26 protein-coding genes are annotated in these 24,432 nt (G+C 73.6%); 16 read left to right on the forward strand and 10 right to left on the reverse strand.

All coding sequences use genetic code 11. The features are described from left to right. The first annotated feature begins 18 nt into the window (after positions 1 to 18). Together JOF36_RS01765 and JOF36_RS01770 are read left to right on the forward strand one after the other, a co-directional pair. Complete coding sequence (locus tag JOF36_RS01765; RefSeq protein ID WP_210024679.1) at positions 19 to 798, forward strand: class I SAM-dependent methyltransferase; 780 nt, start codon at positions 19 to 21, stop codon at positions 796 to 798. A gap of 164 nt (positions 799 to 962) precedes the next feature. Continuing rightward, positions 963 to 2,798 carry an arabinofuranosyltransferase gene (locus JOF36_RS01770; RefSeq protein ID WP_210024680.1) on the forward strand — a complete coding sequence of 612 codons (1,836 nt, stop codon included), beginning with the start codon at positions 963 to 965 and terminating at the stop codon, positions 2,796 to 2,798. A gap of 26 nt (positions 2,799 to 2,824) precedes the next feature. Here the strand turns inward: JOF36_RS01770 and JOF36_RS01775 are convergent, their stop codons facing one another. Then, positions 2,825 to 4,108 (reverse strand): HNH endonuclease signature motif containing protein, encoded by a 1,284-nt coding sequence (locus JOF36_RS01775; RefSeq protein WP_210024681.1) that lies wholly within the window; start codon positions 4,106 to 4,108, stop codon positions 2,825 to 2,827. A gap of 192 nt (positions 4,109 to 4,300) precedes the next feature. Continuing rightward, the gene (locus JOF36_RS01780; protein WP_210024682.1) at positions 4,301 to 4,699 is read right to left on the reverse strand and encodes a VOC family protein; all 399 of its coding nucleotides are present in this window, start codon (positions 4,697 to 4,699) and stop codon (positions 4,301 to 4,303) included. A gap of 55 nt (positions 4,700 to 4,754) precedes the next feature. Here JOF36_RS01780 and JOF36_RS01785 point away from each other — a divergent pair, with 55 nt between their 5' ends. After that, positions 4,755 to 6,335, forward strand: a complete 1,581-nt coding sequence (locus JOF36_RS01785) for a DUF8728 domain-containing protein (RefSeq protein ID WP_210024683.1) — start codon at positions 4,755 to 4,757, stop codon at positions 6,333 to 6,335. On the opposite strand, the gene JOF36_RS01790 is transcribed toward JOF36_RS01785, so the two are convergent. After that, positions 6,336 to 7,232 (reverse strand): glycosyltransferase family 2 protein, encoded by an 897-nt coding sequence (locus JOF36_RS01790; protein WP_210024686.1) that lies wholly within the window; start codon positions 7,230 to 7,232, stop codon positions 6,336 to 6,338. A gap of 70 nt (positions 7,233 to 7,302) precedes the next feature. Between JOF36_RS01790 and JOF36_RS01795 the strand changes: the two genes are divergently transcribed. After that, a complete protein-coding gene (locus tag JOF36_RS01795) occupies positions 7,303 to 8,418 on the forward strand; it encodes a hypothetical protein (RefSeq protein ID WP_210024687.1) in 1,116 nt (371 codons plus the stop codon). Here JOF36_RS01795 and JOF36_RS01800 read toward each other — a convergent pair. Genes JOF36_RS01800 through pseB form a run of 3 tightly spaced genes read right to left on the reverse strand, consistent with a single transcriptional unit; the run spans position 8,368 to position 11,905 of the window. Beyond that, positions 8,368 to 9,786 (reverse strand): lipopolysaccharide biosynthesis protein, encoded by a 1,419-nt coding sequence (locus JOF36_RS01800; RefSeq protein ID WP_210024689.1) that lies wholly within the window; start codon positions 9,784 to 9,786, stop codon positions 8,368 to 8,370. The genes JOF36_RS01795 and JOF36_RS01800 overlap by 51 nt on opposite strands. Before the next feature lie 5 nt (positions 9,787 to 9,791). Then, complete coding sequence (locus tag JOF36_RS01805) at positions 9,792 to 10,922, reverse strand: DegT/DnrJ/EryC1/StrS family aminotransferase (RefSeq protein ID WP_210024690.1); 1,131 nt, start codon at positions 10,920 to 10,922, stop codon at positions 9,792 to 9,794. Then, a complete protein-coding gene (gene pseB, locus JOF36_RS01810) occupies positions 10,922 to 11,905 on the reverse strand; it encodes a UDP-N-acetylglucosamine 4,6-dehydratase (inverting) (protein ID WP_210024698.1) in 984 nt (327 codons plus the stop codon). Before pseB ends, JOF36_RS01805 begins: the two co-directional genes overlap by 1 nt. Positions 11,906 to 11,988: 83 nt before the next feature. Between pseB and JOF36_RS01815 the strand changes: the two genes are divergently transcribed. Beyond that, entirely contained in the window at positions 11,989 to 12,714 is a 726-nt protein-coding gene (locus JOF36_RS01815) for a cytidylyltransferase domain-containing protein (protein WP_210024699.1), read from the forward strand. 4 nt (positions 12,715 to 12,718) lie between these two features. Next, positions 12,719 to 14,272 (forward strand): GNAT family N-acetyltransferase, encoded by a 1,554-nt coding sequence (locus tag JOF36_RS38485; protein WP_307862166.1) that lies wholly within the window; start codon positions 12,719 to 12,721, stop codon positions 14,270 to 14,272. Between the two features lie 11 nt (positions 14,273 to 14,283). Here the strand turns inward: JOF36_RS38485 and JOF36_RS01825 are convergent, their stop codons facing one another. Both JOF36_RS01825 and JOF36_RS01830 read right to left on the reverse strand, forming a co-directional pair. Beyond that, positions 14,284 to 14,664: a hypothetical protein gene (locus JOF36_RS01825; protein ID WP_210024700.1), complete on the reverse strand. Its 381-nt coding sequence runs from the start codon at positions 14,662 to 14,664 to the stop codon at positions 14,284 to 14,286. Next, entirely contained in the window at positions 14,661 to 14,903 is a 243-nt protein-coding gene (locus JOF36_RS01830) for a ribbon-helix-helix domain-containing protein (RefSeq protein ID WP_210024701.1), read from the reverse strand. The genes JOF36_RS01825 and JOF36_RS01830 overlap by 4 nt, the downstream gene beginning before the upstream one ends. 159 nt (positions 14,904 to 15,062) lie before the next feature. Between JOF36_RS01830 and JOF36_RS01835 the strand changes: the two genes are divergently transcribed. The 8 genes from JOF36_RS01835 to JOF36_RS01870 are packed head-to-tail and all read left to right on the forward strand — an operon-like array spanning position 15,063 to position 21,094. Then, positions 15,063 to 15,641 carry a biotin transporter BioY gene (locus JOF36_RS01835; protein WP_210024702.1) on the forward strand — a complete coding sequence of 193 codons (579 nt, stop codon included), beginning with the start codon at positions 15,063 to 15,065 and terminating at the stop codon, positions 15,639 to 15,641. Further along, the gene (locus JOF36_RS01840) at positions 15,638 to 17,140 is read left to right on the forward strand and encodes an AMP-binding protein (protein ID WP_307862167.1); all 1,503 of its coding nucleotides are present in this window, start codon (positions 15,638 to 15,640) and stop codon (positions 17,138 to 17,140) included. The genes JOF36_RS01835 and JOF36_RS01840 overlap by 4 nt, the downstream gene beginning before the upstream one ends. Then, complete coding sequence (locus JOF36_RS01845) at positions 17,130 to 18,248, forward strand: thiolase family protein (protein ID WP_210024703.1); 1,119 nt, start codon at positions 17,130 to 17,132, stop codon at positions 18,246 to 18,248. Before JOF36_RS01840 ends, JOF36_RS01845 begins: the two co-directional genes overlap by 11 nt. Further along, positions 18,245 to 18,919: an energy-coupling factor ABC transporter ATP-binding protein gene (locus JOF36_RS01850; RefSeq protein ID WP_210024704.1), complete on the forward strand. Its 675-nt coding sequence runs from the start codon at positions 18,245 to 18,247 to the stop codon at positions 18,917 to 18,919. The genes JOF36_RS01845 and JOF36_RS01850 overlap by 4 nt, the downstream gene beginning before the upstream one ends. A gap of 13 nt (positions 18,920 to 18,932) precedes the next feature. Further along, positions 18,933 to 19,580 carry an energy-coupling factor transporter transmembrane component T family protein gene (locus JOF36_RS01855; RefSeq protein WP_210024705.1) on the forward strand — a complete coding sequence of 216 codons (648 nt, stop codon included), beginning with the start codon at positions 18,933 to 18,935 and terminating at the stop codon, positions 19,578 to 19,580. Positions 19,581 to 19,610: 30 nt separating this feature from the next. Beyond that, a complete protein-coding gene (locus JOF36_RS01860; protein WP_210024706.1) occupies positions 19,611 to 19,871 on the forward strand; it encodes a type II toxin-antitoxin system Phd/YefM family antitoxin in 261 nt (86 codons plus the stop codon). Further along, the gene (locus JOF36_RS01865; RefSeq protein ID WP_210024707.1) at positions 19,855 to 20,238 is read left to right on the forward strand and encodes a type II toxin-antitoxin system VapC family toxin; all 384 of its coding nucleotides are present in this window, start codon (positions 19,855 to 19,857) and stop codon (positions 20,236 to 20,238) included. Before JOF36_RS01860 ends, JOF36_RS01865 begins: the two co-directional genes overlap by 17 nt. Continuing rightward, positions 20,225 to 21,094, forward strand: coding sequence for an alpha/beta fold hydrolase (locus JOF36_RS01870; RefSeq protein WP_210024708.1), 870 nt, complete (start codon positions 20,225 to 20,227; stop codon positions 21,092 to 21,094). Before JOF36_RS01865 ends, JOF36_RS01870 begins: the two co-directional genes overlap by 14 nt. Here JOF36_RS01870 and pseI read toward each other — a convergent pair whose 3' ends face one another. Both pseI and JOF36_RS01880 read right to left on the reverse strand, forming a co-directional pair. After that, a complete protein-coding gene (pseI, locus tag JOF36_RS01875; protein WP_210024709.1) occupies positions 21,095 to 22,153 on the reverse strand; it encodes a pseudaminic acid synthase in 1,059 nt (352 codons plus the stop codon). It lies immediately after the preceding gene. Between the two features lie 9 nt (positions 22,154 to 22,162). Beyond that, a complete protein-coding gene (locus JOF36_RS01880) occupies positions 22,163 to 23,164 on the reverse strand; it encodes a putative sugar O-methyltransferase (RefSeq protein ID WP_210024710.1) in 1,002 nt (333 codons plus the stop codon). A gap of 130 nt (positions 23,165 to 23,294) precedes the next feature. Between JOF36_RS01880 and JOF36_RS01885 the strand changes: the two genes are divergently transcribed. Together JOF36_RS01885 and JOF36_RS01890 are read left to right on the forward strand one after the other, a co-directional pair. Beyond that, entirely contained in the window at positions 23,295 to 23,972 is a 678-nt protein-coding gene (locus tag JOF36_RS01885) for a glycosyltransferase family 2 protein (protein ID WP_307862168.1), read from the forward strand. Positions 23,973 to 23,976: 4 nt separating this feature from the next. Next, positions 23,977 to 24,429 carry a DUF2304 domain-containing protein gene (locus JOF36_RS01890; RefSeq protein ID WP_210024712.1) on the forward strand — a complete coding sequence of 151 codons (453 nt, stop codon included), beginning with the start codon at positions 23,977 to 23,979 and terminating at the stop codon, positions 24,427 to 24,429. The last annotated feature ends 3 nt before the right edge of the window (positions 24,430 to 24,432 follow it).

The following is a 24,432-nucleotide window of genomic DNA, read 5'->3' on the forward strand; positions in this document are numbered from 1 at the left end:
ACGGAGAGCGCCCCCGACGTGGACCCGACCGAGCACACCGACCTCCCCGAGTACGAGCGCTCGCTGCGCATGGTCGAACGCCGCCGACTCGCCACCGGCTTCGCGAAGCAGATCGCGATCACCACGGCGCCGTTCCTGGATCGTCCGTTCGCCGACTGTCGGGTGGTCGACATCGGGTGCGGCTACGGCTACACCGCGCTGGAGCTGGCCGGCATGTGCCGTGAGGTGGTCGGCATCGAGCCGAACGCCGCCCTGGCCACCGAGGCGAACGCTCTCGCCCAGGAAGGCGGCGCGGACAACTTCACCTTCCGCGTGCAGGGCATCGGCGAATTCGGCCACGGCCCGGACTCGGGCGCGTTCGACGTCGCCGTCCTCGACAACGTCCTCGAGCACCTCGACGACCAGCCGGACGCGCTGGAGCGCATCGCGTCCTGCCTGCGCCCGGGCGGGGTCGCCTACATCCTGGTGCCGAACCGCTGGTGGCCGATCGAGGCGCACTACTCGCTGCCGTTCCTGGCGTGGCTGCCGCTGCCGCTGGCCAACCGCTACCTGCGGCGCTCCGGCCGCGGCAACGACTACACCGACGCCAGCTACGCACCCAGCTACCTGCGGATGCGGAAGTTGCTCGCGCAGCGGCCCGAGCTGGAGGCGCATTTCACCGTCCCCGGCGACGTCAGCCTCGCCGAGGGCGGTGGGTCGACGCTGTACTCGGCCGGGGTGTCGGCGCTGCGCCGCTTCCCGGCGCTCTGGGCGATCTCCAAGGCGTTCCTGGTCGTCGCGGTGAAGAAGCCGGCCTGACGGGCGTGCCGGACGAGCAGTTGACCCGCCGGCTCCGCCCCCGGAGCGGGTCGGGGCAGCCGTGGGACCGCACCGGTGCCCGCGCGGAGCCCGGTCCCGGTCCCGATCCGGGTCCGGGTCCGGATCCGGGTCCGCGCCCGGATCCGCGCCGGCGGCTCGCCGCGGTGGCGGACCTGACCCTGGGGCCGGTCGTCGCCGTACTCGTGGTCGTGCTCGTGACGGCAGTCGTCGACCGGCTCCCGATCCCGGCGGCGTCGAACGTCGGTCTGGCCCTCACCGCGTCCGGCGGCGCGGTCGTCGCGGCCGTCCTGATCGCGGCGGCCTGGACCGCGCGGCCGGTCGTCGCCGTCCCGCTGGCCTGGGCGGGGCTGGCCGCGGTCCCGGCGCTGCCGCTGGCGCTGTTCCTGGCGAACACGCCGCACTACCTGTTCGGGATCTCCGGCGACCAGCAGTTCCGGGTGCAGTTCCTGACCCGGTTCGCCGACTCCGCCCGGCTCGCCGACTTCGCCTACGCCGACCTGCCGCCGTACTACCCGACCGCCTGGTTCTGGGTCGGTGGCCGAGCCGCGGCGCTGCTCGGCGTGGACGCGTGGGCGTTCCACAAGGCGTTCGCGATCGCGACCCTGGCCGTGACCGCGGTGCTCTGTTACGCCCTGTGGGCACTGGTCACCACCCGCCGGCGGGCGCTCGGCGCGGCCGTCGCCACGTCGCTGGCCGGCCTCGCGACGCTCGCCGCCTACACCCCGTACTCGTGGCTGACGGGGGCGCTGGTGCCGCCACTGGCCGTGCTGGGGCTGCGCCTGGTCCGCCGGCGCAGCGGCGGCGCGTGGGTGCGCACCGCGGTGCTGGTCGGCCTGGTGCTCGGCCTGGCCGCGGTCACGCACACCCAGATCCTGGTGTTCGCCGGCTTCGTACTGACCGTGCTGGCGGTCGACGGGCTGGTGAGCCGGCGGGCCCGCTGGGGGACGCTGCTGGTGACCGTCGGGGTCGTGATCGTCGCGGCGCTGCCGCTGACGCTGACGCACTGGCTGCCGTACCTGCTCGCGTCCGCCGGTGAACCGACCTACAGCGCGGGCCAGCACTTCCTCGCCGAGGCGGGTTCCCGCTGGCCGCTGCCGATGCTGGAGCCGACCGCACTCGGGGCGCTGTGCCTGGCCGGGACGGTGTGGATCGTGGTCCGGTCCGGCCGCTCGACCGTGGCCCGCGGGCTCGCGGTGACCGTGGCCTGCGGGTACGCCTGGTACCTGCTGTCGACGCTGGCGCTGGCAGCCGGGACGACCCTGCTGGCGTTCCGGATCGAGCCGATCATCACCGCGGCGCTCGCCTGCGGGGCGGTGGGCGCCGCGGCCGACGTCCGGGCGTGGGTCCGGGCGTGGGTCCGGGCGAACGGTGCCGCCCGGCCGGCCGCGGCCGTCGTCACCGTGCTCGCCGCGACCGCCGTCGTCGCGCAGGTCCAGACCGTCCCGGAGACGTACGAGTGGGCGGGCACCGCGCAGGACTACCGACCCGACGGGACGAAGCCCGACGGCTCCCGCAGCCCCGACGACGCGAACGCCTGGCTCGGCGAGCTGCGCACCACGATCGACGGGCTGACCGGCCGCCCGCCACGGGAGGTCGTCGTCGCGAGCGCGAACCACGCGCTCCTGACCTACAACCCCTACTTCTCGTTCCAGGCCTCGTCGGCGCAGTACGCGAACCCGCTCGCGAACTACCCGGCCCGCACCGACGAGATCCGCCGGTGGACGACGGCCGCCGGCCCCGTCCAGCTGCTCGGCGCCCTGGACCGGAGCCCGGCGCGGGCCCCCTCGGTGTTCGTGTTCACCCGGACCTCGGGCGGCGGACTGCAGCTCCCGACCACCGAGGACCGGTTCCCGGACCCCCGCTCGGCCGCGCCGCCGGCGACGTTCGCACCACAGCTGTTCGACGACCCCGCCTGGCAGCGGCGCGACGTCGGCCCCTACGCCGTGCTGGTCCGAGCCGATGTCGCGCCGGTGCCCTGAGCTTCCTCGGGGGCCGGCCGTCGCCGTCATGCCGCGTCCGCGAGGCGTGGTTGTGCTCGTGGTCGTTGCATCGGGTCGATCCAGCGGGGCGGGACGAATTCGGGGAGTCCGTCGCGGATCCGCACCAGCCATGCCGAGTGGTGCAGCAGCCGGTGGTGCACCCGGCACAGCATCACGCAGTTCTGCAGTGAGGTTTCGCCGTCGGTCTCCCACGGGATGATGTGGTGGACCTCGCACCAGGACGGGGGCCGGTTGCAGCCCGGGTGCGCGCAGCCGCGGTCGCGGGCGGTGACCGCCCGGCGTAGCCCGTCGGGGATGGTGCGCTTGATCCGGCCGACATCGAGGGGCTGACCCCGGCCGTTCATCACGATCGGCACGACACCGGCGTCACAGGCCAGCATCCGCAGGGTCTCGGGGGTGACCTGGCCACCGAAGTCCAGCACCGCGGCGCGGGCGCGGCGCTGCAGATCGTCCAGGGTGACCAGGACACTGATGACCGGGCGGCGGCCACCGGTCTCGGGCAGGTCACCGTGGTCGAGGGCCTGGGCGCAGAGCTCGGACAAAGCTTCGGCCTGACGTTCCTCGGGGCGGCGTTCGTCGAGGTTGTCGCGGGGCGCGGACAGCGCGTCGACGGCGGTAGCGATCGCGTCGAACTGGGCGGCGTCGTCGTAGCGGCCCTGGATCCGGCCGCCCGATCCGTTGCGGTTGGCCACCACCTTCAGGGTGTTGATCTGTGGTGGTGGGGTGTCGTCGGGTGCCGGCCCGTCTTCGTCGAGGGCCTCGATCAGCCGGGTCGCCCAGGTGTGCAGCTCGCCGGGGTTGTAGACGCAGGCGTGTTCGGCGATCTCGGTCTCGGCCAGGGCGAGGCGGTCGGGGTCGATGCGGCGGGCGGCGTGGCTGCCGAGCACGGTGGCGATGACGTCGACGTGGCGCAGCCCGATCCGGCCGTCGGCGAAACGCTCGGCCGTGGCCGGCAGCACAGCAGGTTGCGGAGTGCCGTCGAGCGCGGTGCGGGGATGGACCTGTTCGGCGGCCCGGGTGCGGCGGCGCGCGTCGGCACGGTCGAAGTTGAGCAGGTCGGCCAGGGCGAGGGCGGGGTTGCGGTAGCCGCGCTCGGTGAAGGTGCCGCGCCGGTCCAGGGTGGCGATGGTGGACACGGTGATCCGGTCCAGGCGCCGGGTCATGCCCTCGCACAGGGTCAGTACCGAGAGCAGTTCGTCGCCCTCGGCGGCCGGGCCGGTGGCGTCGTCCAGCGCGGCGACCGCCTCGGTGAGCAGGCGGTGCGCGGCGGTGAGCCGGTCGCTGGACATGCACCCATCCTAGTCGAACACATGTTTGATCGACTGTTCGTCGTCGCAGGTCGGCGACCGTCCGGCGCTGCTGTTCGGCGGCTCCGGGGTGCGCCGACGCGCTGCGGGGTGCGGCGTCGCGAGCCCGAGCAGATGCGCCGGACCACCGCCCCGATCAGGTCGTCGGCCGGTCGCTCCCGGCGAAACGCAGGCTCAGACCTGCACCACGGTGACGACGTTGCCGTCCGGGTCGCGGAGCATGAACAGCGTCGGCGCACCCGGCGTCTCGTCCTCGTCGAGCGGGTCGAGGTCGATCCCGCCGATCGCGGCCAGCCGGGCGTGCTCGGCGGCGACGTCCGGGGTCTCGACACCGATGGCGCTGCCGCCCGGTTCACCGAACATCGGCGGGTTCAGCGCGATCCGGGTGGCCGAGCCGGGCGGGGCGATCTCCAGCCAGCGGTGCTCGCCGTTCTCGCCGAACCGGGCGTCGGCGCGGACCTCGAAGCCGAGCTTGCCCGTGTAGAACTCCAGGGCCGCGTCCGGGTCGGCGACGGTGAACATGACGACGCCGATGTTGTTCACCGTCGTCGGGGCATGGGTGTGGGTGCTCATGTCGGGTAGGACCGCGGTGCCGGGCGGAAGTCATCGGTGCGCGAGAATCCCGGCCATGCTGACCGTGCCCCGCCGGGCCGACACGCCTCGGAGCGAGGACCCGGAGCTCGAGGACCGGGAGCCGACCCGCCGGCGCCGCACCGTGCTGCTCGTCGCCGCGCTGGCCGCCCTCGCCGCGGGGGTCTGGGCGTGCTGGTCGGTCACCGTGGACGACGCCTACATCACCTACCGGTACAGCGCGAACCTCGCGCACGGCTTCGGCCCCACCTGGAATCCGGGCCAGGATCCGGTGGAGGGGTTCACGAACTTCACCTGGATGCTGTGGCACGCGCCCTGGGTGTGGCTGGGCGTGCCGCTGCCGGTGGTCTCCAAGCTGACCGCGGCGGCGTGCGCGGCGGTGATCGTCTGGGTCCTGGTGACCGAGCCGCGCACCCGCTCCGGCGCGGTCGTCGCGGCCGGGAGCTTCGTGCTGTTCCTGCCGACCTGGGTGCACGTCGACTCCGGTCTGGAGACGGCCCCGTTCGCGCTGGTCGTGCTGCGTGCCGTGGTGCTCGCCGCCCGGCTGCTGAGCGACCGGTCCGCGGCCGTGCGGTCCTGGGAGATTCCGGCGCTGCTGCTGCTCGCCGGGACGCTGCGTCCGGACGGCGTGCTCGGCGTCGCGCCCGCCCTGCTGGTCCTGCTGTGGGTCCGGCGGCGGGACCGGGCGGTCTGGCTGTGGACGGCCGCCGCGGGCGTCGTGGGTGTCGGTTACCTGGCCGGGCGGTGGGCCTACTACGGGCACCTGCTGCCGAACACGTTCTACGTGAAGGTCGGTGTGGAGGCCGCCACCGACGGCCGCTGGATCCAGCTGACCGCGGCGACCCTGCTGCCGTTGCTGGCGTTCGCCGTCGCGGCCCTGTTCCGGGCCCGAACCGCGGCACCGGCGGCGCTGGTCCTGGCGAGCTGTACCGCGCTGTGGATCATCCCGGCGCTGTCCGCCCCGGCGATGGACTACCTGTCCCGGTTCGCCTGGCACGGTTTCCCGCTGCTCTGCCTCGCCGCGGCCTGGGCGCTGGACACCGTCGAGCTGCGCCGGGTGGCCGCCGCGGCCGCCGGTGTCGGAGTGGTGTGGACGGCCGCCGCCGGGTTCCTCGCCCCGGACGCCCGCACCCTCGTCCACTACGGCGACGACCTGCGTCGCGCGCACATCGCGATCGGGCTCGCACTGGCCGACACCGATCTGCCCGCCGACCGCCGCACGGTCGCCGTCTCCGACGCCGGCGCAATTCCCTACTTCTCGGGCTGGACCGCCACCGACTACATCGGACTCAACGACGAGCGGATCGCGCACGGTGCGAGCCCGACCGAGGTGCTGCTGGCCGACGACCCGGCCGTCCTCGTGGTCACCAGCAGCTCGCCCGAGCCGCCGTCGGCGTCGTGGCGCACGGACCTGCCGCGTGTGCTGGGTGACCGGGAGCTGGTCGGGGTCGCACAGATGCGGCCGGAGTACTTCCAGCTGGTGTTCGCGAAGCCGGACGTCGCGGGTGAGGTGCGTGCCTCGCTGGACCGGCGCCTGGCCGAGGCCCGCGAGGTGACCGACACCCGGCTGGACCCGGGGTACACGCGCTGGGTGGAGCGTCTGTTCGGCACGAGCTGATCACCGCTCGATGAGGTGACTCCCGAGCACCCGCAGCACCGGGAGATCGCCGCGCAGCGCCGCGGCCGGCATCTGGACGGCGGCGTTCAGCCGGGACGAGACGTGGGCGCGCGCCGCACGCGCGGCACGGTGCCAGCCCCGGGCCGTCATCCGCTCGGCCTCGGCCGCGAAGAAGCGCTTCTCCTCCGCGAACCGGTTCCCGGCAGCAGCCCCGGAGCCCGAGTCGCTGGTGCGGTGGCGCCGGTAGCGGAAACACACGTGGTCGTCGACGACCAGCGACCCGCCCTCGGCGATCACCTGCAGCGGCAGGGCCAGGTCGAACACGTCGGCGGACTCCGGCATCGTCACCGCGCGGACCGCCGAGGTTCGCCAGCACAGCGACGGGTTGTAGAGCCAGTTGCCGCGCAGCAGGCCGGCCGCGACGTCCTCGCCCGCCACCTCGCGCGGCCCCGAGCCGGAGGGCGACAGCACCGACTTCACCCGGTCCGCGAGCGGGCGGACCGCCTGGTCCCGGTCGTCCATCACCGACACCCCGGGTTGGACGAAGGCTGCGGACGGCCAGCGGGCGTGCAGGGCCGTCACCGTGTCGAGGTAGTGCGGCAGCATCAGGTCGTCGGCGCCCATCATCACGAAGAACTCGAGCTCCACGTGGTCGATGCAGAACCGGTTGTTGCCCTGCGCGCCGAGACGCTGCGGGTTGCGGCGGTAGCGGATCCGGTCGTCGTCGAGCCGGTCGAACCACGGGCCGATCGTGTCGTCGGGGTACCCGTCGTCGACGACGGTGAGCCGCCAGTCGGCGCGATCCTGCCGTTGCACGCTGCGCACCGCCCGGCGGAGCAGGTAGGGGTCCCCGAAGAACGGCAACATGATGTCGATGGTCGGGGAGGGTGCGGCCACGCCCCGACCGTAGCGACCGGGTGGATCGATACGATCGCCCGGCCTCGTCAGCAGCGGATCCGGAGCGTACGTGGACATCCAGAACCACTACTACGGCCACTCGGCCGTCCTGGCCGCCTACGCGGGCCTGCCCCGCCCGCGGCACATCGCGGGCCTGCTGCAGCACGGCTGGACGGCGATCTCCCCGGTCGCGGCGCACTTCGCGGACTTCCCGAAGGTCGGCACCGACCCACGGCAGCGACGTCTGCTGGTCTGGTCGCACGGCTGCCGCGGCTGGTCCCCGGCCGACGAGGACCGCGCGACCACCCCGGTCGGCGCGCCCGTCCTCTACCTGGAGCGGCTCTTGCGGTCCCAGGGCTGGTCCCGGTCGGACCGGCTCGGGCCGGTGTACATCCCGTTCCACGGCACCCGGCTCGTCCGGGTCACCGGCGCGCACGCCGACCTCGCCCGCCAGGTCGCGAAGGTCGACGGCCCCTCGACGGTGTGCCTGCACCACGAGGACATGACCGACCCGGAGATCGCGACGGCCTGGGCGGACGCCGGGCACACCCTGGTCACCGCCGGACGCCGGGACGACCCGCACTTCCTGCTGCGGATCATGCACCTGATCGGCAACGCGAGCCGGGTCTCGTCGAACCGGCTGTCCACCGCGGTGCTGTACGCGGCCGCGGTCGGTGCCCCGGCCGCCGTCTGGGGTGACCCGCTGACGTTCGGGGCGCAGTCGTCCTCGGCGCTGGAGGAGCTGCGCGCGACCTGGCCGGAGTTCCACACCGCCGATCCGGATGACGGGTCCCGGCCCCACGACGGCGCGGCCGAGGCCGACACCGCGGCCACCGCGCTGGCGCGTCGCGAGCTCGGCGCGGACCACCTGCTGGAGCCCTCCGCGCTGCGGGAGGCTCTCGGCTGGGGCCGCGCGCCGAGCATCGGGCCGGCGGTGCAGTACTACGCGGCGTCCCCGCTGGCCAAGGCGGCGATGGTGCTCGGGCTGACGAAGCGCTCCGAGGCCGCCACCCAGGCGATGTCGGCGGGCAGCTTCAGCCCGATGCTGTGGCTGCGCAACCCGCTGGCCGCCCTGCCCCGCCCGCTGCCCCGGGGCCTGCCCGCCCCGGTCACGACCGAGGAGGCGCTGCGGGCGTCAGCGCCGGAAGATGCGCCGCACCATCCACAGCAGGGCGATGCCCAGTAGCGCGGCGAGCCCGAACCTCACCGACAGCCACAGCACGCCCTCCGCGGGCAGGAGGACCGACCCGCCGCAGATCACGAAGCCCGCGGCGATCGGCCCGAGCAGCACGGGCTCGCGCCAGCGGGTCTCCGACACCCGGCGGCGCAGCAGCGAGGTCCCCACCGCGAGGAACACGTAGATCAGCGGGAAGCCCACGGCAACGGCCGTCAGCGATCCCGTCTGTGCGAGCCCGACCGCTGCGCCCAGGCCGACGACCAGGCTGATCGGGCTCGCGACGGCCAGCCCGCCGCTGCGCCCGGACGCGAACACCAGGTGCACGTTCGCCAGGTACGCCACCGAGATCACGGCGCCGATCGAGGTCACCGCGGCGACCGGGACCAGCTCGGCAGGCTCGAACTCGGCCGGGGCCAGGATCCGCAGCAGGAACGGGGCCAGCAGCGCGACACCGCCGGCCAGCGCGGCGGTCACCGCGGCGACGTCGCGGGAGGTCCGTTCCAGCGCCGCGCCGCGCGCCGACGGCTCGGTCCGGTAGACGACCGGCGCCCAGGCGTTGTTCAGCGCGGAGACGATCATCGCGGGGGCCGAACCGAGGAGCAGGGCGACCTGCATCCGACCGCCGTCGTCGACCCCGAAGTACCGGGTCACGATCAGCACCAGCGCGTTCTGCACGAGCAGCAGCGCGACGAGGTGGGGCACCGCGGGCAGACCGACCTTGAGCGCCTTCGGGAGATCACCGCGCTCGGTCCGCGGCCATCCCCCGCGCAGCGCCAGGACGATCCCGGCGAGGCCCGCGACGAGGTAGCCGACGAGCAGGCCGAACAGGTAGTCGTCGGCGTCACTGGTCCGCCACAGCACCAGGGCCAGCCCGATGATCGGGCCGCCCAGAGTGGCGACCGCGGACATGATCACGAACGGCACCGGCCGGTCCTGCACCCGCAGGAACGCCTGCGCGTTCAGGACCGCGACGAACCCGGCGGCGGCCAGCGCGGCGAACGCGAGCCCGTCCTGCCACGGCACCGAGAGCACCGGTCCGCTCCACAGCGGACCGGCGAGCATGGCGGCGACGACCAGCACAGTGGACAGCGCGCTGCCCTGCAGGACCAGCGCGCGGGCACCGGCCTCCCCGGACCGTTCGAGGACCCCGTGCCGGGTGATCGACGACGCCAGGCCGAGCCCGGCGACCATCGCCCCGACCTGAACGAGGATCAGCCCGATCGCGACGACGCCGTACTCCTCGCGCCCGAGCACCCGCGTGACGATCGGGGTGACCAGCACGTTCGCCATGATCGGTGCGACGCTGCCGAGCGTGTAGAGCGAGCCGCGGCCGAGGACGTCGCGGCTCGCGTTCCCGGCCGCCCCCGGATCGGCCACCCGGCTCACACCGAGTGCCCGAAGAACTCCCGCACCAGGCCCGCGACCCGGTCCACATCGGAATCGGTGAGGTCGGGGAACAACGGCAGCGAGATCTGCTGGGCGTAGTAGGTCTCGGCGTTCGGGCACATCCCCCGGCGGTAGCCGAGGTCGGCGAACACCGGGTGCCAGTAGGCGGGGACGTAGTTGACCTGCACCCCGACACCGCGCTCGCGCAGGAACTCGAACAGTTCCCGGCGACGGCCGTCGAGCACCCGCAGCGGGTAGAGGTGCCAGGCCGGGTCGGCGCCGTCGCGGGTCGACGGCGTGCGGACCTCGGCGACGCCGGCGAGCGCTGCGTCGTAGCGGGCGTGGATCTCCGTGCGCCGGTCCTTGAACGCCGCCAGACGCGTGAGCTGCGACGATCCGAGCGCGGCGAGCAGGTCGGGCAGCCGGTAGTTCAGCCCGAACGCGTGCACCTCCTGGTGCCACGGCCCCTCGTCCGGGAACCGCTGGGCCGCCTTGTCCCGGACGAGCCCGTGGTTACGGAACGACCGCGCGCCGGCGACCAGCTCCTCGGCCGGCGACACGACGGCGCCGCCCTCGGCCGTCGTGAAGTTCTTCGTCGGGAAGAAGCTCAACGTCGTCAGGTCGGCGAGATCACCCACCGGGCGGCCGTGCCAGGTTCCGCCGACCGAGTGTGCGGCGTCCTCGAGCAGCAGGGCTCCGGCCTCGTGGGCCAGCGCGCGCAGCGGCTCGGCGTCGATCGGGTGACCGGCGTAGTCCACACCGGACACGACGGTGGTGTTCGGGGTGAGCGCGGTCTTCGCGGCGTCCGGGTCGAGGTTGCCGGTGTCCTCGCTGACGTCGGCGAAGATCACCCGTGCCCCGAGCAGGGCCGCTGCCGACGCCGTCGCGACGAACGTGAGCGGTGCGACGACGACGTCCTGGCCCGGCCCGACGCCGGCCGCCGCGTAGGCGACGTGCAGCGCCGCGGTACCGCTCGTGACCGCCACCGCGGGGTTCCCGCAGACGGCTGCGAGATCGTCCTCGAACCGGGTCACCGCGGGCCCGGTGGTCAGCCAGTCCGTGCCGAGCACCGCCGTGACCGCCTCGACGTCCTCCTGCGAGATCGACTGCCGGCCGTACGGGAGCATCAGTCGAGCGCCTCGACCATCTCGCGCAGCTGCGCCGGCGAGAGCCACAGGTCGTTCGTGTCCGAGCGGTACGCCTGCCCGTCCGGGACCGGCTCGCCGTCGCTCGGGGTGGTGTAGCCCCATCCGGCGATGTACGGCTCGACGACATAGCGGTCGGCCAGCTTGCGGGTCCGCCGCGAGTCGTCCGCGGCGATCATCTCCTCGTGCAGCTTCTCGCCCGGCCGGATCCCGATCTCGTGGGTCGCGGCGCCGGGCGCGATGGCCTCGGCCAGGTCGGTCATCCGCATCGACGGGATCCGCGGCACGTAGAGCTCGCCGCCCTGCATCCGGTCGAACGAGTCGATCACGAACTGCACCGCGTCCGGCAGCGTGATCCAGAACCGGGTCATCCGCTTGTCGGTGATCGGCAGCGAGGCACCCTCGGCGGCCAGCTTCTTGAACAGCGGGACGACCGATCCGCGGCTGCCGAGCACGTTGCCGTAGCGGACCACGGAGAACCGGGTCTCGTAGGCGGCCGCGTAGTGGTTCGCCGAGACGAACAGCCGGTCCGCGCACAGCTTGGTGGCGCCGTAGAGGTTGATCGGCGACGACGCCTTGTCCGTCGACAGCGCGACGACCTTCTTCACGCCGGCGTCGATCGCGGCCTCGACGACGTTCTGCGAGCCCTCGACGTTCGTCCGGATGAACTCGAACGGGTTGTACTCGGCGGTGTCGACCTGCTTGAGCGCGGCGGCGTGCACCACGTAGTCGACGCCGTGCATGGCGCGGCGCAGTCGCGGCTGGTCGCGGACGTCACCGAGGAACCAGCGCAGCCGCGGGTCGTCCCCGAACAGGGACCGGCACTCGTACTGCTTCAGTTCGTCCCGGGAGAGAATGACCAGCCGACGGGGGTCATAGCGGTCCAGCAGGGCGCGCACGAACGCCTTGCCGAAGGACCCCGTCCCGCCCGTGACCAGGACCGACGAGCCCTTGAGTACCGACATCACGCCTCCACATCCACGAGATTTCTCCCGCCCGGCATGATGTCACGCGCCCCACCGGACGAATCGAAGCAGGTAGCGAGCAGGTGCGGATCAACGCGGTCGTTCAGGCGCGGACGGGCTCGACCCGGCTGCCCGGGAAGGTGCTCCGGGAGCTCGGTGGGCGCCCCGTCCTGGACCGGGTCGTGGACGCGGCGCGCACGGCGCCCGGGATCGACGAGGTGCTGGTCGCGACGTCGACGGCCCCCGGGGACGACGCCGTCGCCGACCGCGCCGCACAGCTCGGTGTGGCGGTGGTGCGCGGCTCCGAGGACGACGTGCTCGCCCGCTTCGTCCAGGCCACCGACGAGCACCCGTGCGACGCCGTGGTGCGACTCACGGCCGACTGCCCGCTGCTGGATCCCGACCTGGTCGGCCTCGTCGCCGCGACCTGGCGAAACGCGCCGGAACACGACTACGTGGCGACGACCCTGGTGCGCACGCTGCCCCGCGGTCTGGACGTCGAGCTCGCGCGGAGCGACGCCCTGCGGACGCTGGCCGGGACCGCTACCGGGTACGACCGGACCCACGTGACCTCCGGGCTCTACGGCGACCCGGACCGGTTCCGCTGCCTGGGCATCGTCGTCGCACCGGCCGCGGACGACCTGCGCGTCACCCTGGACACCCCGGACGACCTGCACGCGCTGGACGGCCTGGTCGAAGCGCTCGGCGAGCGCACCGGCTGGCGGTCGGTGGTGTCGGTGCTGCGGGCCCGGCCGGATCTCGTCGCGCGGAACGCCCACGTCCGCCAGAAGTCGCTGGCAGAGGGCTGATCGGGTGCGGTTACTGCTGCGCTGCGACGCCGGTCCGTCGACCGGGGTCGGGCACGCCGTCCGGTGCGCCGCCGTCGCCGAGGCGGCGCGCTCGGCCGGTCACGAGGTGTTCTGGTCCGGACGGCTCGACGGCCTGGACTGGCTCTGGGCCGGTCTGGTCGACCGGGACCCGGCCGCCGAGGCAGGGCCGCCGGGCACGCTGCTCCCCCCGGCCGCCTCGGCGGAGACCCTCGTGGCGCTGTGCCGCGAACACCGGATCGACGCGGTACACGTCGACCACTACCTGCTCGGCGACGACCTGCGCCCCGCGCTGAACGCGGCCGGCGTCGTGCTGTCCACGGTCGAGGACTTCGCGACCGGCCGACGCCCCGGGAACCTGGTGATCGACCCCAACCTCGGCGCGGCGGACCACCCACGCCCCGACGACGGCTCGGCGGTCCTGCTCCGCGGCCCCGGCTACGCCCCGCTGCGCACGGCGGCCCGGCGGGCCCGCAGGCTCCGGTCGATCCGCGATTCCGGCGGCTCGCTCCCCCCTGCCCCGCCGGACGCCGGACGGGACGCCCCCGGTGACTCCGGCCCGCCCCGGGTCCTGGTCGTCATGGGCGGCACCGACGCCGCCGGCCTGCTGCCCCTCGTCGTCGCCGCGCTGGACGCGGCCGGCGCCCCGGCCGAGGTGGACGTCGTCGTCCCGGCCGGTCGGGACGTGCCGCTGCCCGCCGGCGGCCCGGCACGGTTCCGGGCGATCGCGCCGCTCCCCGATCTCCCGGCCGCGATGGTCGGGGCCGACCTGGTGGTCAGCGCCGCCGGGACCACCGTGTGGGAACTGTGCTGCGTCGGGGTCCCGATGGCACTGGTCCGGGCCGCGGACAACCAGGCCGAGGGGTATCGGACGGTCGTCGCCGCCGGTGCCGCGGCCGGACTGGGCGGTGTCGACGACCTCGCTCCGCCGGAACCCGCGGCCGCGGTGCTGCGCGCGCTGCTCACCGACCCGGCACGCCGGGACGCACTCGCCGCGCGGGCCCGGACGGTGGTCGACGGTGAGGGCGCGAACCGCATCGTGGCCGCGATCACGAGCGCCGTGGGGTTGCTCCGGGAGGCGGCCCTGCACGCCCGCCCGGCGGTCCTCGACGACGCCGAGATGCTCCTGACCTGGCGCAATGACCCGGAGACCCGGCGCTGGTCCCGCTCGACCGCCGAGATCGACCTCGACGCCCACCGCCGCTGGCTCGCCGGCTCCCTCGACCGCGACGACCGCCTGCTCATCGTCGTCTCCGACGCCGCGGGCCCCGTCGGCACCGTCCGCTGGGACCACGAGTGCAGCGGCTGGGAGGTCTCGATCACCGTCTCGCCGCAGCGGCGCGGCAGCGGGCTCGCGGTGCCGCTGCTGCGGGCCGGCGAGGAGGCGCTGCGAGCCCGGACCGGCGCCAGGACCCCGGTGACCGCCGTCGTACACGCCGACAACGCGGCGTCGGCCCGGCTCTTCGCCCGCGCCGGCTACGCCGACGACGACACCGGGCCGGACGACGAGGGCTTCCGCACGCTGCGCCGGACACTGTGAGTACTGCGCCGCTACCGAAGTGACTCGAGCTCGACGCCTCTGGCGACCTCGACGCTGTAGCGCGCGGCATCGCCGGTCACCAGCGGCCATCCGCGGTCGGAGGCACAGAGCAACGCGTGCGCGTCGAGTGGGTCGCCACCCCACGTTCCGACAGCCCTTGCCCGGGCTGCGGTGAGATCGTCGACAACCGTCACCGGCAGCTGCAGCAACACGTCGAGCACGAGGTGGTCCTTCTCCTCCAGCTGCGTCCACGCCGCGGCGACAGCGCTGGAGGGCACGACGAGGACGAGTCCCTCCTCCACCGCGGTCCACACCAGGGCCTCCGCATAGACCGAGGCGCGGGAAGCGAAGGCGACCAGTGCGGCGGCGTCGAGGATCCGGCCCCCGATCACGCCGATGCAGGTCTCGGCGCCAGCCCGAGGTCATGTCGTACGGCGTCAAGAGCGTCCCGGGGTGGCCGGCGACCCATGACGCGCTCCAGCTCGGCGAGTCCGCGTACCCGGTCGAGCCGGCTCTGCAGCGCGCCGGCGACGAAGGCGGACAAGCTCGCGGCCTGGCCTGCCTCGACTGCTTCCCGGGCATCGTGGAGCAACTCCGGCGGCAGGCTGACCGTGACCCGCTCAGCATTCATACTCTCAGCATAGGATCGTCATACTCTGCTGCTCAAGTCGAACCCGCGACCGTCCGTGGTGACGGAACACGGTCTCGCGAAGGAGGGCCGGCCATCCGGCATGGTGATGCCACCCGCAGGTGGTGCGTCTGGCACGCCACGGTGACCTAACCTTCGCGCGTGTCCGGATCCCGCTCCACGCTGCCCGCCGCCTCCCTGGCGCGAGTCGTGGTGTTCGCCGCCTTCATCGCCGTGCTCGGTCTGTTCCCCGGGATCGGGGGTGTCGCGGGCGTCCCGATCGTCGTCCAGAACGTCGGGCCGATCCTGGCCGGGGCGATCCTCGGCTGGAAACTGGGCACCGCGTCGGTGGCGCTGCTACTGGGGCTGACGGCGATCGGGCTCCCGCTGCTGTCCGGTGGGCGCGGCGGGCTGGCACCGTTCGTCGGGCCGAGCGCCGGTTTCGTGTTCGGCTGGCTGCTGTCCGCGCTGGTCACCGGTCTGATCGTGCAACGGGCCCGCAAGCGGACGCTGCCGATCCTGCTCCTCGCATGCTTCGCCGGGCTGCTCGCGGACTACCTGATCGGCATCCCGGTGCTCGGGGCGTACGTCGGGGACCTCGGTGCCGGCCTGGTGCAGTCACTGGTGTTCGTCCCCGGCGACGTGGTCAAGGTGGTGCTGGCCGCAGTGATCGCGGGTCTCGTGCACCGTGCGCTGCCCGACCTGCTTCCCGCACCTGCGTCCGGGTCCCGGGGCCGGTGAGGGGGGCGCGCTCCCGGACGGCACCTCCGCACGGCCCGGAGCCCGTCGAGGTGGCGTGCGGCGGCTCGGTGCTCGCCGGGCCGGGTCCCACCGACGATGCGCCGATCGTCTCCGCCCTCCGGCTGCCCCGGGCGCCGGGCGCCGAGGTCATCGTCGCGGAGGAACGCCTCCGCGCGAGCGGGGCCCGGGCCACGGATCGGGTCGTGCTGGATGCACCGGCCCGCTCCCGCTGGGACGTTCTCCCGTATCTGCTCGCCGCCGACCGGATCGGTGCCGCATCGCTGGTGGCCGACCCGAGCTGGTCGGGGCGGGAACGGTACGCCGTGCTCGCCGACGCCGCGCCCCGGCTGGTCGTCCGGGTCGACTCCGCCGGCCACCCCGTCACCGCCGTCCCCGGCCGCGGACCAGGCACGACCGCTCCTGAACTGCCCGGGACCGAATCGACGTCGGCCCGCGCCGCGTTCCTCCTCCCGACCACCTCCGGCAGTACCGGCGCCCCGACGGTCCTCGCCCGCACCCGGCGTTCCTGGTGGCTCGGGTTCGACGCCCTCGGCCCGCTGCCCGGACCCGTCCTCGTGCCGGGGCCGCCGTCGTCGACGCTGTACCTGTTCGGCGCGCTGCACGCCCTGCACCACGGTCTCGGCCTCACCACCACCGACCGCTTCGACCCCGTCGACGCCCGCACCGCCGGCACGGTGCACCTGGTACCCCCGCTGCTGTCCGCGCTGCTCGACGACCGTGAGCACCACCCCGGGCACCCCGCGCCCCGGGTGATCGTGTGCGGCGGCGCGCACGTCACCGCGGCGGAGCGCGAGCGCTGTGCCCGGCTGCTGCCGGACACCGTGCTCCTCGAGTACTACGGCTCGGCGGAGCACTCCCTGATCGCGCTCCGGCGGAGCGACGTCGAAACACCGGGCGGCCGGTTGCACCCGGTCGGCGGCGTGCATTTGGAGCTGCACGACGGCGTGCTGTGGGTGGACAGCCCGCAGGCCGCCCTGGGCCGGATGCGCGACGGTGTCCTGGAACCGGCCGCGCCCGGCGCCTCCACCGTCGGGGACCGGGCCGAGCTCGGCGACGACGGGTCGCTGACCGTGCTGGGCCGCAGCTCGGCGACGATCTCCTCCGGTGGAGCGCTGGTCGCCGCCGAGGAGGTGGAGCAGGTGCTGCACGCGGTCCCCGGGGTCGCCGGCGTCGTCGTCGGCGGCAGCCCGCACCCGTCGCTGGGGATGCTGGTAACGGCCGTCGTCGAGCCGCGTCGAGGAGCCACGGTGTCCCGGCGGGACCTGCGGGCCGCCGCCCGGAACGCGCTGTCACCGGCGAAGCGGCCGCGACGTTGGCTGGTCACCGGTGCGCTCCCCCGGCTCGGTTCCGGCAAACCCGCCCGCGCCGCCGTCGCCGACGGGCTGCGCGACGGCACACTCGACGCCGCCCCGTTCGACGACACCCGAGTCCGGCCGCCGGCCACCGATGCCCCGGGCGGAGCAGCACATGATCACTGACCAGACCCCGGTCGTGATCGCCGCGTACCGCACCCCGATCGGTACCGCCGGCGGTGCACTGCGCGACCACACGGTCGACGCCCTCGCCGCGCCGGTGCTCGCCGTCCTCGCCCGGGAGATCGACACCGGCATCAGTGACGTGCTGCTCGGCAACGTCTTCGGCCCCGGCGGCAACCCCGCCCGGGTCGCCGCGCTGGCGGCCGGGCTCGGCGACACCGTCCCCGGACTGACCCTGGACCGCCAGTGCGCGAGCGGGCTCGCCGCGATCGTCACCGCGGCGACGGCGATCCGCGCCGGGGACGGCACCGGCTACCTCGCCGGGGGTGTCGAGTCGCCGTCCACCGCCCCGGACCGGACCCGGCCGGACGGCACCGTCTACACCCGCGCACCGTTCGCCCCGGCCGGGTGTCCCGACCCGGACATGGGCCTGGCCGCCGACGCGGTCGCCGCGCAGGCCGGCATCACCCGGGAACGCCACGACGCGTTCGCCGCACGCAGCCACGCCCGCGCCGTCGCCGCGCAGCGGGCCGGCCGGTTCGACGCCGAGATCGTCGAGGTCGCCGGCGTGACCCGCGACGAGCGGCCACGCGACCGGTTCACCCCCGAGCGCCTCGCCCGCTTCCGGCCGGCCTTCACCCCGGACGGGACCCACACCGCCGCCAACTCGTGCGGCGTCAACGACGGGGCCGCCGCCGTGTTGCTGGTGTCCGAGGCCCGCCGCCGGGAGCTCGGCGTACCCGGGCTCGCCCTGGAGGCTGCCGCCACGCGCGCCTGCGCCCCGGAGCTGCTCGGGCTGGGTGCGGTCCCCGCGATCGCCGCGGTCCAAGGGCCCCCGATGCCGGTGGCCACCCCGGACGCCGTCGAGTTCACCGAAGCGTTCGCCGGGCAGGTGCTCGCCTGCCTCGACGCGGCCGGGATCGACGAGGACCGGGCCGGCCCGGACGGCGGCGCGATCGCCCTCGGACACCCGTGGGGCGCGTCCGGGGCGGTACTGGTCGTCCGGCTGTTCCACCGGCTCGTCGTGCAGGGGCGCGGGACGACCGGCCTGGCCGCGCTGTCGTCGGGCGGCGGCCTCGGCGTCGCCACCCGCTGGAGGGTCATTCGATGATCGAGTTCGAGTCCGTCGGGCACCGCTACGGCGACCGCGTCGTCCTCGACGGGGTGAACCTCACCCTGCCCGAACGCCGGATCGCGCTGATCGGGGCCAACGGCTCGGGCAAGTCCACCCTGGCCCGGACCGTCAACGGCCTCGTCGCACCGACCGAGGGCACTGTCCGGGTGGACGGCCGCGACCCCGCGCGGCAGGGGTCCGCGGTCCGCCGCCGGGTCGGGTTCGTCTTCAGCGACCCCGACTCGCAGATCGTCATGCCGACCGCGGGCGAGGACGTCGCGTTCTCGTTGCGCCGCACCGTGCGGGACCGGCACGAGCGGGCCCGGATCGCGGCCGAGACCCTCGCCGCGTTCGGGCTCGGCGACCACGTCGAGCACCCCGCGCACCAGCTCTCCGGCGGCCAGAAGCAGCTGCTCGCGCTGTGCGCGGTACTGGTCCTCGACCCGGACGTCCTGGTCTGCGACGAGCCCACCACCCTGCTCGACCTGCGCAACAAGAAGGCGTTCGCCGAGCGGCTGGCCGGGTTGCGCCAGCAGGTCCTGCTCGCCACCCACGACCTGGACCTGCTCGACGGGTTCGACCGCGTCGTCGTCCTGGACGGCGGGCGGGTGGTCGCCGACGACGAGCCGGAACCGGCCGTCGCCCACTACCGGAAGCTCTGCTCATGACGGTCGGCGCCCGGTGACCCCGCTCGGCCTCTACGAGCCCGGCACGAGCCCGCTGCACCGGCTCCCCGCCGGGCCGTCGCTGCTGGTGGTGCTCGTGTTCGCCGCCGGCACCGTGGCGACCGCCGATCCCCGGGTGCTCGGCGGCGCGTGCGGGCTGGTGGCGCTCGGGTTCGTCGTCGCCCGGGTGCCGTGGCGGCGGGTGTGGCCGCTGCTGCGCACGCTGGGACTGCTGATGGTGCTGATCGGCGTCGTGCAGTGGTGGCTGCTGGGCCCGGAGCGGGCACTGGTGATCGCGCTGCGATTGGTGGCGGCGATCGGTTCGGCCACCCTGTTCACCCTGACGACGCGGGTGGACGACCTGGTCAGCGCGGTGCAGCGCGGACTCGGACCCTTCCGCCGGTTCGGGATCCATCCCGAACGCGTCGGCCTTCTCGTCGGGCTGACGATCCAGTCGGTGGGGACGTTGTCCGGCATCGCGGGGCAGGTCCGCGCCGCGGCGAAGGCGCGCGGCGCAGGCGGGTCGGTGACCGCGTTCGCGGTGCCGTTCATGGTCCGCACACTGCGACACGCCGACGCCCTCGGTGAGGCGCTGGCCGCCCGCGGCTGGGGCGACGACGACCGCTCCGGTCCGAGCCGGCGCAGGATGGATGACGCGGACTAGACTGGACTTAGTCCGTTGCGAGGAGGATCGATGTCCGCGGAGTTCAACATCCACGAGGCGAAGACCCACCTGTCGCGGCTACTGGAACGGGTGGCGGCCGGCGAGCGGATCACCATCTCCAGGGCCGGCCGCCCTATCGCCGACCTGGTGCCGCACCAGCGCAGCAGCGTGCGGATCGGGGGGTTGTCCGATCGGATTCGCTACGACGACGCCGACTTCGACGATCCCGACCCCGACATCCAGCGCATGTTCTACGGCGCCCGGGACGACGACGATGCTCCTGCTCGATAGCCAGGCCCTGCTCTGGGTCCTGTCCGGGAGCACTCGGCTGGGCCCGGGCGCACGGCGGCTCGTGACCTCGTCGTCGGCCGTCCACGTCTCCGTCGCGACGATCTGGGAGCTCACGATCAAGGACATGCTGGGCAAGGTGGAGCTGCCCGCCGATCTCCCGGGCGTCCTCGACGATCAGGGGTTCGCGATCCTCGACATCACCGCAGCCCACGCGCACGGCCTGCGCGCGTTCCCGGAGCTGGTACGGCACGACCCCTTCGATCGGCTGATCATCGCCCAGGCCCGGGTCTCCGGTCTGCGGCTGCTGACCGCTGACCGGGTGCTGCTCGGGCTCGACCAGGACTTCGTGGTCGATGCCGGGAGGTGACGACGCCGGTCATCACGTGATCGAGCGGCCGGAGGGGCGCCTGCACGTCCACACCGCCGGGGACGCCGGCCCACCGGTCCTGCTGCTCTCCGGCGCCGGCCTGGACAACGCCCTGCTCAGCTGGCGGCACCTGATCCCGGATCTCGCCCGCGACCACCGGGTGATCGCGCCGGACTGGCCCAAGCAGGGGCGCAGCCGCCCGTGGAACGGCCGGGCCACGCACGAGGTCCTGCTCCGGACGATCACCGACGTCCTGGACGACCTCGGCGTCGAGAGGGCCGCACTCGTCGGGCTGTCCCAGGGCGGGGCACTGAGCCTGGCCTACGCGATCGAGCACCCGGAACGGGTGGAACGGCTGGTCGCGCTCGCCCCGGCCGGGACGCTCACGTTCCCGCCCGGGGTGCACCAGCTGCTGTGGCTGATGGCGAAGGTCCCGCTGCTCTCGCGGACGCTGCCGAACCTGGTGTTCCGGAACCGGGCCACGGTGGCCGCGTTCGCCCGGCGAGCACTGTTCGGATCGGACGTCGCCCGCATCGCCGACTTCGACGAGATCGTCGATCTGATCCTGGCCGAGGCGCGGGCCGGCAACGCGAGCAGCTCCGACTGGCAGAACGACTCGATCGGGTTCCGCCGGATGCGGCTCGATCTGCGCCCGCAGCTGTCACAGATCCGCTGCCCGGCGCTGTTCGTCCAGGGCGACCGGGACGCCGGTGTCCCGCTCGCGCGCACGGCAGCGGCGGCGGCGCTGGTCCCCGGCGCCCGCCTGGAGGTGCTGCCCGGGCGTGGGCACTGGTCGAACCGGGAGTCCCCGGACGAGGTGAACGCGTTGATCAGGGCCTTCCTCACGGAAGGCTGATCAGACCAGGTCCCAGGTCAGCGGCGTGCCGCGGGCGACGTCGCGGGTGAACGTGCGGCCCAGCACCGTCGTGATCGTGTCGGTCGGCAGTCCACCGGCCGGCCGGATCGAGCGGACGTTCTGCTCGGTGACCTTCTCCCCCGCGGCGACGTCGGTCACGACGTAGAGCGAGCGGCGCAGCGCGAGGGTGTCGCGCTCGGACTCCCGCGGCCCGAAGCGGGCCGGGCCGAGCGCGCGCCGGGCCACGTCGGTCTCGGTGCACAGCGCGGCCAGCTCGTGCGGCTCCAGCGAGAAGTCGGAGTCGACGCCGCCGTCCGCCCGCTGCAGGGTCACGTGCTTCTCGATCGCGACCGCGCCGAGCGCGACCGCGGCGACCGGGACACCGATGCCCGGGGTGTGGTCGGACAGCCCGACCGGGACTCCGAAGGCCTCGCGCAGCGCCGGGATCGTCTGCAGGTTCGCGTCCACCGGGTCGGCCGGGTACGACGCGGTGCAGGCGAGCAGCACGATCTCGCTCGCCCCGCCCTCACGGGCCGCGGCCACGGCGGCGTCGATCTCGGCGAGCGTCGCCATCCCGGTCGACATGACCAGCGGCTTGCCGGTGGCGGCCATCCGCCGGATCAGCGGCAGGTCGACGAGCTCGGCGGAGGCGACCTTGTAGGCGGGCGCGTCGAGCGACTCGAGCAGGTCGACCGCCGTCGGGTCGAACGGGCTGGAGAACGGGACGAGCCCCAGCGACCGGGCCCGGGCGAACAGCGGCTCGTGCCACTCCCACGGGGTGTGCGCCTGCTCGTAGAGCTGGTAGAGGTTCCGCCCGCCCCACAGCCCGTGGTCGTCGCGGATCCGGAAGGCGGGGCCGTCGGCGTCGATGGTGATCGTGTCGGCCCGGTAGGTCTGGAACTTCACCGCCTGCGCGCCCGTGCCTGCGATCGCGTCGACGATCTCCAGCGCCCGGTCCAGGGAGCCGTTGTGGTTGCCGGAGACCTCGGCGATGACGAACGGCCGCTCGCCGGGTCCGATGCGGTGGCCATCGATCTCGATCGCGTCCGGGATGCGCATGGCGCCAGCCTACGAGCGCCGCGCCAGGACCATCACCTCGGACACCGTGCCCTCCGCATCCTGGCCGTACAACCCGGCGTCGGAGTCGACCAGCTCGAAGCGGTCGAACATCTCCAGATAGTGGCGGCGCAGCATCGGCTCCCGCACGCCCGGCTTGCCGGTCGGCGAGTTGCGCAGCAGCAGCCAGCGGGCGCCGAGGTCGGTGACCAGGTTCGCGTAGTTCTCGACGACCTCGGGCTCCATCTCCTGGAACGAGATGAAGTTCGCGAACAGGTCGACGGTGCCGGTGAGCTTGGGCAGCTGCCAGGAGCAGAGCACCGTCGCCGGCCGGTCGATCTCGTCGATCGCGATCTTCTCCTGCGTACGGGTGGCCGCGTAGTCGAGCACCCGGCTCTCGCCGAGCACCTCACGGAGGTAGTGGGTGACGACGGCGGCGACCGGCGGGATGTCGACGTCGATGTAGCGCAGGCCCTCGTTGCGGCCGAGGAGGATCTCGCCGAGGGTGCCGAACCCGCCACCGATCTCCAGGACGGTCGAGACGTCGAGATCGGGTACCGCACGCTTGAGCATCACCAGACCGCGCAGGTAGTTGAGCGAGGACCGGCTGAACCGGCGGCCGTCGAACACCAGCTGCTCGGCGGGGGCGCCTGCGGCCGACTCCGAGAACCCGGTCAGGAACGGCGCCCGATCGGCCGGGTCCAGCGCCGTGACGGTTCCGTGGTGCGCCCGCGCCATCGGGACCTGGTCGATCCGCTCGCGGATCAGCGTCCCGGACGCGCCTGCCGCGCCGAACGCCGCCGACAGTGCCGCCGCGGGGCGCGAGACCGGGGCGTACTGCGGGGCGTAGAAGTACCGCGCCGACGGGTGGCGCCGGAACTCGGTGAACCCGCGGCCGCGCAGGTCGGCAACCACCTTCTCCAGCCCGGTCTGCCAGAAGTCGGTCGGCCGGTACAGTTCCGGCGCGCTGTCCAGATCGGCCAGCATCAGCTCGAGCAGAGTCCTCGCGTCCACGGCTGTACCGTACGGAATGTCCTGTTGGTCCGGATCGTGCCCTACCGTCGCGAGCAGCGCGGAGTGCGAGCGATAGCCTGCGTGGGGCGGACGGGAGCACCCGCCGTCCTGCAGTGGCGAGGGAGTGGACGTGGTCGCCGACAACGGCACCTGGGTGGTGGTCCCCGTGTACAACGAGGAGACCGTCATCGCGGAGGTCGTGACCGAGATCCGCACCCGCTTCCCGAACGTGGTGTGCATCGACGACGGCAGCCGGGACGCCTCCGCCGAGCGGATCGCCGGCACCCCGGCGCACCTCGTGAAGCACCCGATCAACCTCGGCCAGGGCGCGTCGCTGCAGACGGGGATCGACTACGCCCTGCGGCAGGGCGCCGAGCGGGTCGTCACCTTCGACGCCGACGGCCAGCACGACATCGCCGACGCCGCCCGGATGGTCGAGATCATCCGCAGCGGGGAGGCCGACGTCGTACTGGGCTCCCGGTTCCTGGACTCCACCGAACCGGTCCCGCCGCTGAAGCGGCTCGTCCTGCGGACCGTCGCGGCGCTGTCCCCGTCGAGCCGGAAGCTGAAGCTGACCGACGCCCACAACGGCCTGCGGGCGCTGTCCCGCCCGGTCGTCGAGGAGCTGCGGATCTCGATGAACGGGATGGCGCACGCCTCGGAGATCGTGGCATCGCTGGCCCGGTCGCCGTGGCGGATCACCGAGGTTCCGGTGACGATCCGCTATACCGAGTACTCCCGGTCCAAGGGCCAGTCGTTGTTCAACGGGGTGAACATCCTGTTCGACCTCTCCGTCCGACAGAGGTGACGCCGTGATCGTGCAGATCGTCCTTGTGTTCGCGGCGCTCGCCGCACTGGCCTACTTCGTGCGCAGTGGGCAGAACGTCGGCATCCGGGCGAGCAAGCGGCTCGCGTTCGGTCTGTTCGTCGTCGTCAACATCTACGCGGTGCTGCGCCCCGAGGACGTGACCACGCTGGCCCGGCTCCTCGGCGTCGGCCGCGGCACCGACCTCGTCGTCTACCTGCTGGTCGTCGCGTTCGTCTTCGGCATGCTGAACAGCTACCTGCGGGATCGCGAGATCAGCCAGCACCTGACGAACCTGGCCCGCCAGATCGCGATCCGGGACGCCGAGCTGGCCCGCCGCGAGGAGGAGCTCACCGAATTGCTGCGCGTTCAGAACCGGCAGGCGGACACCATCGATGTCGAGACACCGGTGTCGCCGAACGGCACGCAGCCGTCCCGGGAGCACGAGAAAGCTCCCTGACGG

This window comes from Pseudonocardia parietis (assembly GCF_017876315.1).
In the GTDB taxonomy this organism is placed as follows: domain Bacteria; phylum Actinomycetota; class Actinomycetes; order Mycobacteriales; family Pseudonocardiaceae; genus Pseudonocardia; species Pseudonocardia parietis.

Bases quoted from the DNA above. Each gene is read 5' to 3' on its own strand.
- JOF36_RS01775 (WP_210024681.1), bottom strand. From the start codon at position 4,108: ATGTCCAGCGACCGGCTCACCGCCGCGCACCGCCTGCTCACCGAGGCG.
- JOF36_RS01850 (WP_210024704.1), top strand. From the start codon at position 18,245: ATGATCGAGTTCGAGTCCGTCGGGCACCGCTACGGCGACCGCGTCGTC.
- JOF36_RS01865 (WP_210024707.1), top strand. From the start codon at position 19,855: ATGCTCCTGCTCGATAGCCAGGCCCTGCTCTGGGTCCTGTCCGGGAGC.
- JOF36_RS01785 (WP_210024683.1), top strand. From the start codon at position 4,755: ATGCTGACCGTGCCCCGCCGGGCCGACACGCCTCGGAGCGAGGACCCG.
- JOF36_RS01780 (WP_210024682.1), bottom strand. From the start codon at position 4,699: ATGAGCACCCACACCCATGCCCCGACGACGGTGAACAACATCGGCGTC.
- pseB (WP_210024698.1), bottom strand. From the start codon at position 11,905: ATGTCGGTACTCAAGGGCTCGTCGGTCCTGGTCACGGGCGGGACGGGG.
- JOF36_RS01845 (WP_210024703.1), top strand. From the start codon at position 17,130: ATGATCACTGACCAGACCCCGGTCGTGATCGCCGCGTACCGCACCCCG.
- pseI (WP_210024709.1), bottom strand. From the start codon at position 22,153: ATGCGCATCCCGGACGCGATCGAGATCGATGGCCACCGCATCGGACCC.
- JOF36_RS01805 (WP_210024690.1), bottom strand. From the start codon at position 10,922: ATGCTCCCGTACGGCCGGCAGTCGATCTCGCAGGAGGACGTCGAGGCG.
- JOF36_RS01860 (WP_210024706.1), top strand. From the start codon at position 19,611: ATGTCCGCGGAGTTCAACATCCACGAGGCGAAGACCCACCTGTCGCGG.
- JOF36_RS01830 (WP_210024701.1), bottom strand. From the start codon at position 14,903: ATGAATGCTGAGCGGGTCACGGTCAGCCTGCCGCCGGAGTTGCTCCAC.
- JOF36_RS01870 (WP_210024708.1), top strand. From the start codon at position 20,225: ATGCCGGGAGGTGACGACGCCGGTCATCACGTGATCGAGCGGCCGGAG.